The sequence below is a fragment of the Paenibacillus cisolokensis genome, from assembly GCF_018403665.1.
GTDB classification, from domain to species: domain Bacteria; phylum Bacillota; class Bacilli; order Paenibacillales; family Paenibacillaceae; genus Paenibacillus_AH; species Paenibacillus_AH cisolokensis.
In genome coordinates, this window is sequence record NZ_BOVJ01000035.1 from 1 (window position 1) to 12,303 (window position 12,303).

A 12,303-nucleotide genomic window follows, 5' to 3' on the forward strand; every position below is an offset into this window, starting at 1 on the left:
TTTGTTCATCGTACCGATGCTAATTGTCCCGGATAATGCGAAAGTGAAAAGTCGCCGGGCTTTCCGACGATTTTTCAGGTCAAGATCCGAACGGGCATGTCAGACGAACGCGAAAGACTGGCGTGGGAACGAGGGGGCGTAAGGATCCGGGCGAATGGCGGCGGTTGCCCCCCCCCATAATAGTGCCGAATCCGCCGCCGCGCGGGGAGCCCTGCCGTTATTGCGTCGAATCTGCCGCCCATCCGGCGGCCGCCGCTTTAAGCAGGCCGATCTCGACGCCGGCTAGCATCATGATGCCGATGCCGTGATTGTCGTTGACGACCGTCCCCAGGTCGTACATATAATATTCCGGCGAGAAGGAATAGCGCGAGCCGCTGCAGACGCCGTAAACGTTGCCGGCTCTGTCGATGGCGCGTTCCGTCAAGCCGCGCCAGGCGCGGATCGCCGCATCCGCATAACGGCTTTCGTCCGCGAGCCAGCCGAACCGGACGCCGCGGGCGAAAGCGTAAGCGAACATGGCCGTGCAGGACGACTCTTCGTACGCTTCGGGCTCGTTCAACACCTGGCGCCAAAGGCCGGACTCGGTCTGCAAGGCGGCTACGCCGGCGCACAAGTCCCGGAAGAAGGAGAGCAGCTCTTCCCGACCGGGATGGTCGGCCGGCAGCCTCTCCAGCAGCTCCGAAAGAGAGAACAGCACCCATCCGTTGCCTCGCCCCCACGGCACGCGAGTAGCCTGCCCGTACTTGAAATCGAATACGTGCGACATCAGACGTTCGTCTTCCATAAACAGGTAGCGCCGGTACAGCAGAAACTGTCTGACCGCCTCATCCATCGCTTCCGGCTTGCCGGCCGCGGCGGCATATCGGACCAGAAACGGCACGCTCATGTACAGATCGTCAGCCCACATCGTATCGGCCGAATACTCGCCTGCGCACTGCCGGTAGAACGCGCCGTCTTCGCGCCGTTCCAGCCGGCAGAGCACGAAGTCGGCAATCGTATCGGCGATGCGCGATAATCCGGCGTCGCCTGTCAGCGGCTGTGCCTCCAGCATCGCGGAGCCGAACGAGCCGCAGTTGTCCAGCATGCGCATAAGGACGAGCTGGTGATTAATGGATGGAAAGCCGTATTCGTCCCGGTCCCAGAGCGAATATTCGTAAAGTCCGGTGCAGCAGCGGATATGGTCCAGCGCATATCGGGCAAGCTCATCCCGCCCGAGCGCCCGGGAGGCGCGCAGCAGCCCGTACATCGTCACTCCGAGCGGATAGTCCCACCGCCCGAAGTTGGTGGCGGCGCCGCTCGTCCATTTGTTGCTCAGCATGGCGTTCTCATAGTAAGGACGGACCCGCGTCATCGGCGCGTCGGCCGACCAGGTGACGAATCCGGCCGGCTCGCCGGCTTCGTCGACGGCGGGCAGCAGCGCGCCGATCGCGGTGACGGTCCCCGGCGCCATGTCGAACTTCGGATCGACCGGACCCGCGTACAGCCAGGGGCCCTTGCAGCCGTGCGCATGGACGGGCGGCTCGAACGCGAGCCGTTGCCCGCCCGAGTGCGCTTCGAGCTCGAAGCCCCAGCCTCGTTCGCCGCCGACGGTGCGCACCAGCAGCTGCGGAGATGCGGCCGTCGGCCTCACGGTCGCACGGAACGCGCCGTCTTCTGTCAGACTTGCGACGAGCCGGCCGTCCAGCCAAACCGACGTCGGGCCGAAGGCGCGGCCGGTAAGCTCGATATCCGCACCGGGAAGAGCGGACAGCCGCGTCCAGCCGTAAGCGGCGGCCGGAGAGGCAGGCCAGCCGAACAGCCGCTCGGCGTTCGGCAGCGCCGCCTGCGCTTTCGTCCACCGCGTCTCGGGCAGCCAGCTCAGGCCGCTCGACGACTCGGGCAGCCGCCAATCGGGGAACGCTCCGTTCTCGCCGAACAGCGGCGTAGGCACCGGCCCCGCGTATACCCAGCCCGCGCTTCCCGACCGTTCGGCGAACGGTGCCAGAACATTCAGAATGCGCACCTTTGCTTCCACTGCGCCGAACCGGCAGCCGAAACCCGCCGGCGTCCGGCGAGCCTGAATGAGCAGCGTATTCCATCCTTTGCGGAGCGGCAGCGGGATGACGGCCCGCGCATCCGGCTTCATCTCGTCGACCGCGCTGGAACGATACAGAAGCTGTTCGTTCATATAAAAGCGGACAGGGCCGAGCGGCTCCAGGACGCCGTCGATCGGACGCTCGTCGTCGCTCCATACAAGACCGAATACGTAAGCGAAGTCGCCCGGCTTCGACTGCGGCAGCTTGCCGCCCAGCTCCATGTCGTACAGCCCTTCCGCGTTTTGCAGAACGCCCGTCTTGGCGAAGGCGCGCAGCGCGAAGGGAACCGGCGGGTTGGCTCCGACATAGCGTCCCGCTATCAGTTCCACGATACGGTGATCGTCGTCGCCGAACGCATAGCGCGCGCTCTCGCGCGGATCCATATAAACAGTCACCGGTCATTCCTCCTTTCGATCCGGCCCGGACAGCCGAATGTCGAACGTCCGGTCGTAGGGGGTCACAAGATTGACGAGCAGCGCCGCACAGCCGGACGGCAGGGCGGCGCCGCGGATCGCCGCCGTCCGATGCTCGTGCGCGCCGCCGGCGAGCTCGATCCGGTCGGAGCCCGCCGAGTAACAGACCGCACCTTTGCGCCAAAATTGAGCGCCGGCCCCCGCCGGACTCAGCCCGTCGCCGTCGATTTCGCCGGCCGGGTCGAATACGAACGAAATTTGCGTCAGCATGGCATCCGGCATCCCGCAATGAACGCGCAGTCTCCAGCCGTCCGCCGTCCGCGTCAGCTTCACGCCGACGCGATGCCGCTGAAGGTGAGTCACCTCGCGAAGATGATGCGGCAGCAAGTACCATGGGCTGACCGGGCCGCCGCTTGCGGCGGGTAGCCGATCGGCAGGTATGGGGCCGTAATAGCCCTTCGCTTCTTCGCCGAACAGCCGGTAGCCGTCTTCGAGCGGTTCCAGGCCGTTCATCCTGACATAGCCCGGCTCGAAAGACGAGGCGATCTGCACGGCGAGCAGACGGGCGGCGCCGTGTCGCAGCGCGAAGAAGGAATTCGTCTCCGTCATGACGGTCACGCTCGTTCTGCCGTACCGCTCGCGCGCGATGGGGGCGCCGAATTCGGGATGCAGCCGGCTGTGGTGGATGTGCCCGCCGTGTCCGGCCGACGCCATCTCCGCCAGATAGCGTTCGCGCGGGAACGTGCCGTTGATGACGACCCGGTAGTTGTCCGGCAGCTTGCCGGGCTCGGGGACCGGCTCGAGCAGCTCCGGACGAAGCAGGCAGCCGAGCAGGCCGTTGTTCGGCGCGCTGCCGGGATGGTTGAGTGCATCGCCGGCGAGCTCGGCCAGCGCCGCGAAGAGCGGATCTCGATCGCGGTGCGCCATCAGCTTGGCGGGGAGAAAATAGCCGGACAGGTCGTGCTTATGGCCGAAATCCTGCCGGCCGGAATAATCGGTGACGACTTCGCCGTCTGGATGGACGAGATAGGCCATCATGCGCAAATTGCGGCGGACCGGCTCGAGCAGTTCGGGTCGGCCGAGGAGGTCTGAGGCATGGATCAGCATGAGGTCGCTCACGCTGTTGTAAATGCCGTTGCTTCGTTCCGTCCATTCGCCGTCCTCCGTACAGTCGATCCCCTCGGCGAGCCATTGCCCGGCCCGAGCGGCCAGCTCGCGCTGTCCGGTCAGCTTGTGCAGGAAGCAGAGCGCGGCGGCCAGCACCCAGCGATGGTTCGGCGTATGGCAGCCGCCGGTCGCCAGTGCCGGCGCCGTCCGCTCCAGAAACAGCCGCAGGTTGCCGCGCGTCCGGTCCAGCGCTCTCCAATCCTGCCGTGACAGCAGTTCCAGCACCTGCGCAAGGCCGACGACGACGAAGGCGGTATCCGGCGGCGAATGCAGGTTCGTCCAGCCGGGCGAGATCGTGCCGTCGTCGTGCTGGAATCGGAGCATGAATTCCGTCGCCAGCTCGAGCCGCATTGCAAGCTCGGCGTCGCGGTAGTACCGGGATTCCCGGCTGGCGAGCGCGCAAGCCCAAATGGCCATCGTCATCGGCGTTCCCGTATGGCTCGGCCATGGAATGCCGTTCTCGGGATCGCACACCCCGCCGCGGAACCGGCTGGCGGAATCCATCGTCTGGCGCTCCAGTCCGTCCTTTGTCCAGTAATCGTTGACCGCTATCAGCTTCTCGTACAACCTCATGCCGCTCATCCTCTCTCCCTCACTCCTTCGGCGCCGTTCCGTTTTGAAGCGTCCGCCTGATCAGAGCCAACTCGGCCTCGATTTTCAAAATTTCCTCGTATAACGTATAACCGAACCCAGGGAACAAACAGCGTCTCCGGATCGGGATAATCGTAATCGACGAACGTCGTAGACGGCCGGAACCGGTGAAACGATTGCTGGTATTGACGCGGCGACGCTTCGCTGTCGCGAAGCAACGAGACGCCGATGCGCACGGGGAAGAACGGCTCGTTCCGGTCAAAGTGCAATTTCGGCGCATACGCGGCCGAATGGCGGGTGTCCGTCATCGGCCATACGCCTCCAGTGACGCCAGCTTGCCCAGCAGGAGCTCGTGGCTTCTTTCGATTTCATCCGGCCGGCAGGCGGCCTTCAGCTCGTACACTTTCACCGGCGCGGCCGCGATGATCGGCAGAAACCGGTCGAAATACGCCGGATCGCCGCTGTGCACATAGGGGCACCAATGATCGGACAGTCCGACCGACTCGTGGATATGAACGCCGACGACGCGATCCTTGACCGCCTCCATATCCTTCAAGTTGTCGTACAAGCCCATCCGCTCCATCATCATGCCGTGGCCGAAATCGTACCAGAGTCCGACGGGAGCATCCTTCAATCGGTCGAATATGCGGCGCGCCTCCCGCAGCGTCGGTATTTGGTAGCAGCGGGAGCGCGTCTCGATGCCGATCGTTACGTCCCAGCCTTTGGCGGCGATGCGCTCGCACACTTCCTCCAGGCTGTCGCCGATTCGCTCAAGATAGCGGCCGCTCAGCGATTCGCGACGCCCGATCATTTCGTTCCACAGCTGCCGGTAGCCGTCCGAATCAAGGCCTTGCTCGCGGTAAAGGCGTTTGAGCGCTTCGTCGATATTATAGTCGAACGGCACTTCGCCGGGATGGACGACAACCGCCTCGGCGCCGTATCGATGGGCGTATTCCGCCGATCTGACGAGCAGCTCGATCGCGCGCCGACGTTTGTCCTTATCGTCGAACCCGAGCAGCGCGGAGTCGGTCCCGTAATCGGGATCGGAAACGTGAGGAAACGTGTTGTGCACGCTGGAAACGCCGATTTCGCCGCGTTCGATCATCGGCTCGATCGTCTCCAGCAGCTCCGGCGAGACGTTATAGTTGAGTTCCACGCGACGGAAACCAAGCTCCGCGATTTCCGCGATCATAGCGCTTCCGACGGTATGCCGTTTGATGTTCCAGCAAGTCGAAAACGAATACTCCCCTTTGTCCTTTCCCATTTTGGTTCTCCTCCTTGCCGTTTGGTCCGGCACCGCTTCATGTTCATCCTTTCACCGCGCCCAGCATGACACCGTTGACAAAATACCGCTGAAGCCACGGATACACGAGCAGAATCGGCACTGTTGCAAACATGACGCTGGCCGCTTTCAGGCTTTCGGGCTGCAGCATCGACTGCCCGGACGCGCCTTCGAGCTGCATCAGCTCGCTGATCATATTGTTCTGGACGAGCTGATACAGTTTGAGCTGAAGCGGATACATCTCCGGACTCGTAATATACAGAAGCGTATCGGTGAAGCCGTTCCATCGGCCGACGGCATAGAACAGACTGAGCGTTGCAATAACAGGCAGCGACAGCGGCACGATAATGCTGACGAGCGTCCGGAAGTAGTCGCTGCCGTCGATTTGCGCCGATTCCTCCAGACTGTCCGGGATGTTTTGAAAAACGTGATCAAAATGATCAAATAGAACGGGCTGATAAGCCCCGGCAGCACGAGCGCCCAGACCGTGTCGAGCAGATGCAGGCTGCGCACCAGAATATACTCCGGGATGAGTCCGCCGCTGAAAAACATGGTAATGATAATTATGAACATGACCGGCTTGCGGCCCTTCAGCCTCGTCTTCGACAGCGGATAAGCCGCGGCGATCGTCATCAGCATGCACAAAACCGTGAACAGGCAGACGAGCAGGACCGTGAAACCGAGCGAGCGCATCATCGACATATCGGAAAATACTTGCTTGTAGGCGCCCCAGTTCAGCTCGACCGGAACGAGACTGACTTCTCCGGACATGATCGCGCGGGCCGAGCTTAGCGAAATGGCCAAAATGTGGAGAAACGGAGCCAGACATAGCAGCACAAAAAACGACAGGGCGACGAAATTGACCGCGTCGAACGCGCGGCCGGCACGGCGTTGGTTCATATGTCATACGCTCCTTTCCGTAGTGCGGGAACCTTCGTCCGCCAATCGCGGCTTACAAAATGCTTTGCCCCGCCAGCTTGCGGGATGCGTAGTTGGCGCCGAGTACGAATACGAGCCCGACGACCGCCTGGAACAGGCCGACTACCGTGGCAAGCGTATATTGGCCGGATTCGATGCCGATGCGGTAGACGAACGTGCTGAGCACGTCGGCATAGTCGCGCACCGCCGTATTGCCGATAATGTAAGGGCGTTCGAAGCCGATGGCGATCATGTTGCCCAGGTTGATGATGAGCAGCGTCACGATCGTCGGCTTGAGGGCCGGGAGCGTAATGCTCCATATTTTTCTCAGCCTGCCGGCTCCGTCCACATCCGCCGCTTCGAACAGTTCGCGATTGATGCCGGTCAGCGCCGCCAGATAGATGATCGTGCCCCAGCCGGCGCTTTGCCATACGCCGACCGCCAGATAGGTGACGAGCCAGTACGTCTTGTCGGTCAAAAACGGAACCGGGTCGAAGCCGAGCGATGTCACGACATTGTTGATCATGCTGGATTGCGTGCCGAACACCTGATACACGATGCCGCCGATAATAACCCAGGAAATAAAATGCGGGATGTACAAAATCGTCTGCGACAGCTTTTTGAACCAGACGAACTTCATCTCGTACAGCATGATAGCCAAAATGAGCGGCGCCGGGAACGAAACGAGCAGATCGAAAAAGTTGAGCATAAGCGTGTTGCGCAGCGTTTTGTAGAAGTCGGCCATCGCGAACACTTCCCGGAATGCGTCGAATCCGATCCATTTGCTGCCGGTAATGCCCTCGAAAAATTGAAGTCCTTGAATGCGATAACGATGCCGTACATCGGACCGTATTTGAACACGGCGAAATAGATGACGGGCAGGACGAGCAGCGCGTATAGCTGCCAGTGCCGGCGAAAATATCCGATCGCGTTCATCGTCGGCCTCCTTTCGTTTTACGACGCGTAAGGGAAGAGGACGAAAGCGCCCTCGTCCTCTCTTGTGCGCGAGTCAATCGACCGCAGCCATTATTCGGTCATCTCCCGGTAAGCCTCCGTCCGCTCGTCCAGTATCGCCTGGCCGCCGCTGGCCATGTAGTCTTTCATCATCGTTTCGTACGTGCTCTCGAATTGCTCCGGCTTGACCATCGTCGTCCTGACGAATATTTCGTTGAACTTTTCGAGCAGCGAAGTGCCGTATTTGGCTTGCGCCTCAATCGGCTTGTCGAACAGAACCGGTTTGATCGTATCCGTACGGGAAATCGTCAGCGCGCGGCGCGTCTCCTCCTGATAGGCCTCCGGCATCCCGAGAACGTACGCCTCGACGTTTTGTCCGGATCGCCGAGCTGTTTGCCGTTGGAGATGATCGCCATGTCGCCCTGGTTGTACAGCCGGTTTTTCGCTTCCTCCGAAGGGTTCGCAATCATGACCGGAATGCCGTCCTGCAGCGTGTAGTTCTCGCCTTCGACACCGTTCTGCATGTGGAACAGATGGTCGCCCGACGCCATCCAGTCCAGGTATCGGATCGCCTCGACCGCGCGCTCGCTCGATTTCGGAATCATGATGTACATGCCGATCGGCGCGTATTCCGGCTTCGGATGCTTCCCTTCCTCGTTCGTGTAGACATCGACGGCGGAAAGCTTGGCGCCGGGAACTGTTTTTGCAGCGTAGCGTAGACGCCGTCCGCATAGAACGGATTCATGTCGTCCTCGCTGAAGAAGCCGACCAGTCCTTTCGACACGTCCTCGTTCAATTTGGTTTTGTCCTTGTCCAGTCCGAAATCGGGGCTGATGAGTCCTTCGTTGTACAGCTTGTTCATAAACTGCAGCGCGTCCTTGAAGCCCGGCAGCAGAATCGGGTAATCGCGGGAGCCGAGCTGCTGGGTCAGCGTATAGCGCTGCTCCTCCGTGACCGGCTTGATGAACGACCAGATGAGCGGCTCGTATTGAGCCGGCGCGATCGTCATGCCAAGCGGGATCGTTTTGCCGCCGGTCCGGCCGGGGTCCTTCTCTTTGAACGCCTTGAGCGTCTCGTACAGCTCCTCAGTCGTCTGCGGCACCGGAAGCCCGAGCGCGTCGAGCCAGTCCTGGCGGATGAAGGAGGCGTATTTGCCGAGGTGGGACCGCTTGGCCGGCAAAGCGTACTGTTTGCCGTAGACCCGGCCGTAGGCCAGCGTCTCTTCGCCGAGGAATGCCTTAAGGTTCGGGCCGTGCTCGTCGAGCAGCTCGCCGAGATCGGCCAGCCCGCCTTGCTGCGCGTACCGGTAGAAGGTGCCCGAGTCGTAGGTGAAGACGATGTCCGGCACGTCGCCGCCGCTGGCCATCAGCACGTTAAGCTTCTTCACTTCCTCGGATCGCGGGACGGGCACGTATTCCAGCTTGATGTTGTTCGGCGTCCCGAAGTTGTCTTGGGCGTACCGGGTCAAATAGTTGTTCGTAACGGAAGAACCTGCCGGCGAGTTCCCCCGGTCGAACACTTCGATCTTGAGCGTGACCGGCTTGCCGGAGGCGTTGCCGCCGCTTTCCGCCCCGCCGCTCTCCGGCCGCTCGCCGCCGCATGCGGTGACGAGCAGCGAGCAGGCGATCGCGAGCGCAACGAGTAGAATTGCTTTTCTTTCGCTCCGTATTTTGACGCCTGTCCGTTTCGTCGCTCTGTCCATTGTGTCAACCCCTTTGCCTTTGGTCGATTTACACCGGGGTCGGCGATTTTGAATGCGCTTTTATTTGCGGGTTTGGTGCCGGCGCTCCGGATGGCATCAGTATGGCACGGCGGTACGCACACCGGCAATAAACCAGTTTCCGATAGGCCAACCGATGCGCAGAACCCGCGCCGCGAGCGCCTTTTTCCAAAACGGCCGCACCGTTTTCCCGTTATAAACCGATTTCATACGGGCGTCTTGTTCCGCATCCGTTGCTATTGGGCGCGTCGATTAGCCGAGCCGGCTGGTCGTCAAAGCCGGTCATGCCGCCGCGCCGCGGCTTGCCGGCTGCTGTGACGCGGCTTGCCCGCCGCCGTGCGGCAAGTTTTGCCGGCGCCGCTATTGCGGAGCGGAGGGGCGCATTTTCAACCGGCGATAATCGCTGGGCGTGACGCCTACGGTCCGTTTGAATACCCTTCCGAACGTAATCGAATTGGCGTAACCGACCTTCAGCGCGATATCCTGTATCGTGTCGTCTCCGTACGCAAGCAGCCGTTCGGCATGCTGCATCCGCAGCCGGACGAGATAGTCGACGAATTTCATGTCATATTCCAGTTTGAATAGGTAGCTGGCGTATTTGCCCGAAATTTGGAACCGGTCGCTCAGATGCTTCAGCGACAGATCCGGATTCGCGAAATTTTCCTGAATGTAAGCGCGCATCTCCGCGATCATCGCCTTGTAGCTCTTCGTTTCGCTGATGGCGACATAGGTGCGGTAGATTTCGTTCAAGTATTCGAGCAGCAAAGCTTTCATTTCGCGGAGCGACGGCGCATACGCGAACCGGCTTCGCCATAGCTCGGCCTGCTCTCCTTCGAAATGGCCGCCGAGATTGCCGGACAATTCCTTCAGTTCGCGTCCCAGCAGTTGCAGGAGCAGCCGCAGCAGTGAATGAATGTCCTCGTCTCTGGGGGCGTCGGCCTCCAGCTGCCTGAAGAGCAGTTCCAACTTCTCCCGCCACGTCTCGTCGGTCAGACGAAACTTCTGTACGCATTCCGTACATAATTGCATATATTTGTACATTTCGCGCTGTGCGCCGTTCGGCAGATCGTCGCTGGTCGCCACCGCATCGCGTCCGATCGACAGTTGATGATCCATTGCCGTCAGCGCCGCGCAGTAAGCCTCGTGCAGCCCGCGCCAGCCGTCGACGACGGAGCCGATGCCGAACGAGAGCGGAATTCGCAGCCGCTCCTCCATCCATGCGCGGGCGACGGAGGCGGTGCGCCTGAGCCGCGTCTTCACCGATGCGGCGTCGCCGTCCGCAGCAAGAATAAAGGCGATCCGGTCGGGAGCGGCCCATTCCCCCCAGGCGTACAGCTCTTCGCTAAGCGCCAGCTCCTGCATGACATTGCCCAGCGCGTATTTCATCAAGTTCTGCTCGCCGGGGGAATAATCGGACTGAAACGATTCGTATTGCTCAAGCCTGGCGATTGCAACCGCGTAGCGCTCCTTCTCCGGCAGCGGGTTCAGCTTGCTCAGCCGCTCGCCGATATGGCGTCCCCGTTCGCCAGCGATCAAATCGAGGAACAGCTGGCGGCGCTGTATGGCGGCGCTTTCCCGCTTTTCCTTCTCGTAATCCCTTGCCTGATCGATCAACTTTTCCAGCGCCCGGTCGATCACCGCCAGATCGTCCAGCTCGCGCCCGGTGCCTTCGTTTCGGAGCTGCAGCGTCTGTATGCGGTTGACCATAAGCCGGATCGGCTTATAGTTGCGCTTCGTAATCCAGATCAGGTAGACGATCGCCGCCGCGAACGTGAGAGAAGCGATCGCAACCCACACATACGATATGACCGACACCCAGCCGAACAGTTGTCCCACTTGAATGCCGCTCTCGAATGTCCAGCCGAGCCGCTCGGATATTGCTGTCGTCAGCACCTTGCCTTCCGCGGCTGCGTCGTCGCCGTCGTCGGGCGGGTAGACAAGTTGACCGGCCGCGTCGCGGACCCGCATAAAGGATAATTGACGGTTCGTCATGCCGCCGATCATTTTTCAATCTCATACAGGTCCACGTTGATGACGATGAGGCCGTCGTCGCCGAAAGGCAGCGGTGCCCGCTTGTACATGGAAATGACGGCGGCCGGCTGGGCGATTTCCGATTCCCGGTATTCCCGGGAGGGCGACCAACCACGATACTCGAGATTGTTCCACGCTTGGCCGATGAAGGCACGATCCCCGAACGACGACAGCTCCGATTGGCCGTAATCGGTCAGGATCGTACCGTCCGCCCGGCGGTATACGTACACCGAATGGATCAGCTTGTTGTCCTCCATTATCGCGCGCAGGCTGCGGACGACCGCATATTTGACCTCAAGGTCGGTCGACCGGTTCATATAGAGAGTGAAGTTCGGATTTTTCGCTGCTTCGTTTAGAATCGTCATCTCGATTTCGCGAACCGCGCGCTCGACTCTGTCGATCGTATAGCCTGTCGCGATGCCGTCGGCTTTTTTCGTCTCCTTGCGCGTTGTTTCGTTCACGACGATGTAGGACAGGAAAATGATGATGGAGAATGCGAGCACCAGAATAGGAAAGTAGGAAAAGAGCAGACGAAAATACCAGTTGCGCATCATCGCGGAAACCCCCCCGGATACATAATAGTCGGAACTCAAGTGCGCAAGGATCGGTGTGAAGGATTGAAGCGTGAAATAAGGACAGCGGCGTCCGTTTAGAACCGCCAACATGCCGAACGACAATTCACACCAGATATGTAAGCGTTACCAATTATGCATTAGCGTCAGGTTAAGCGGTTTACCTTAGGGATTATTGTAACATATCGTTTCTGGAAAAAGCCATGTGGTAGTCGCCGAGCCGGGGGGGGGCACGAGCGAATAAGGAGGCCCTGAGGGACCGCAAACGGGTGTCCGGCGTAGTAGGCGTGCTGAGGTATGCAATGTGGAGGAGGGCGAGGGAATAGAGCCCTGAGGCACGCAACGTGGAGTCCGGTGGGAAGGCGCGGACAAATAGGGCCCTGGGGGTTCGCAATCAGGCGTCTGGCAGAGGAGGGAGGGAATAGGGTCCTGAGGTACGCAATGTGAAGTCCAACGGTGCGCCTGCTTTCAACGCCCCTAGTCTCCCAGCAGATTGCTTTGGCGAAATCCTGCAAAAGTGCAGGAATTTTGGCCCGAATAGATGACTTTGAGGTAAAATCCTGCGAAAGTACAGTAATTT

6 protein-coding genes and 3 pseudogenes are annotated in these 12,303 nt (G+C 60.5%); all 9 read right to left on the bottom strand.

Annotated features, from left to right (window positions below):
- Positions 1-217 precede the first annotated feature (217 nt).
- Positions 218-2,470: a glycoside hydrolase family 88/105 protein gene (locus PACILC2_RS04835; RefSeq protein WP_213527829.1), complete on the bottom strand. Its 2,253-nt coding sequence runs from the start codon at positions 2,468-2,470 to the stop codon at positions 218-220.
- A gap of 3 nt (positions 2,471-2,473) precedes the next feature.
- Positions 2,474-4,237, bottom strand: a complete 1,764-nt coding sequence (locus tag PACILC2_RS04840) for a hypothetical protein (protein ID WP_244863238.1) — start codon at positions 4,235-4,237, stop codon at positions 2,474-2,476.
- On the bottom strand, positions 4,234-4,554 hold the full coding sequence (locus PACILC2_RS04845; protein ID WP_213527831.1) for a hypothetical protein: 321 nt from the start codon (positions 4,552-4,554) through the stop codon (positions 4,234-4,236). Before PACILC2_RS04845 ends, PACILC2_RS04840 begins: the two co-directional genes overlap by 4 nt.
- Positions 4,551-5,510 carry a sugar phosphate isomerase/epimerase family protein gene (locus tag PACILC2_RS04850; protein WP_213527833.1) on the bottom strand — a complete coding sequence of 320 codons (960 nt, stop codon included), beginning with the start codon at positions 5,508-5,510 and terminating at the stop codon, positions 4,551-4,553. Before PACILC2_RS04850 ends, PACILC2_RS04845 begins: the two co-directional genes overlap by 4 nt.
- Positions 5,511-5,553: 43 nt before the next feature.
- Positions 5,554-6,428, bottom strand: a pseudogene (locus tag PACILC2_RS04855) (carbohydrate ABC transporter permease).
- Positions 6,429-6,480: 52 nt separating this feature from the next.
- Positions 6,481-7,382 (bottom strand): annotated as a pseudogene (locus PACILC2_RS04860) (ABC transporter permease).
- A gap of 90 nt (positions 7,383-7,472) precedes the next feature.
- Positions 7,473-9,102: pseudogene (locus PACILC2_RS04865) on the bottom strand (extracellular solute-binding protein).
- Between the two features lie 378 nt (positions 9,103-9,480).
- A complete protein-coding gene (locus tag PACILC2_RS04870; protein ID WP_213527835.1) occupies positions 9,481-11,124 on the bottom strand; it encodes a helix-turn-helix domain-containing protein in 1,644 nt (547 codons plus the stop codon).
- Positions 11,121-11,705 carry a hypothetical protein gene (locus tag PACILC2_RS04875; protein WP_213527837.1) on the bottom strand — a complete coding sequence of 195 codons (585 nt, stop codon included), beginning with the start codon at positions 11,703-11,705 and terminating at the stop codon, positions 11,121-11,123. The genes PACILC2_RS04870 and PACILC2_RS04875 overlap by 4 nt, the downstream gene beginning before the upstream one ends.
- Positions 11,706-12,303: the final 598 nt, after the last annotated feature.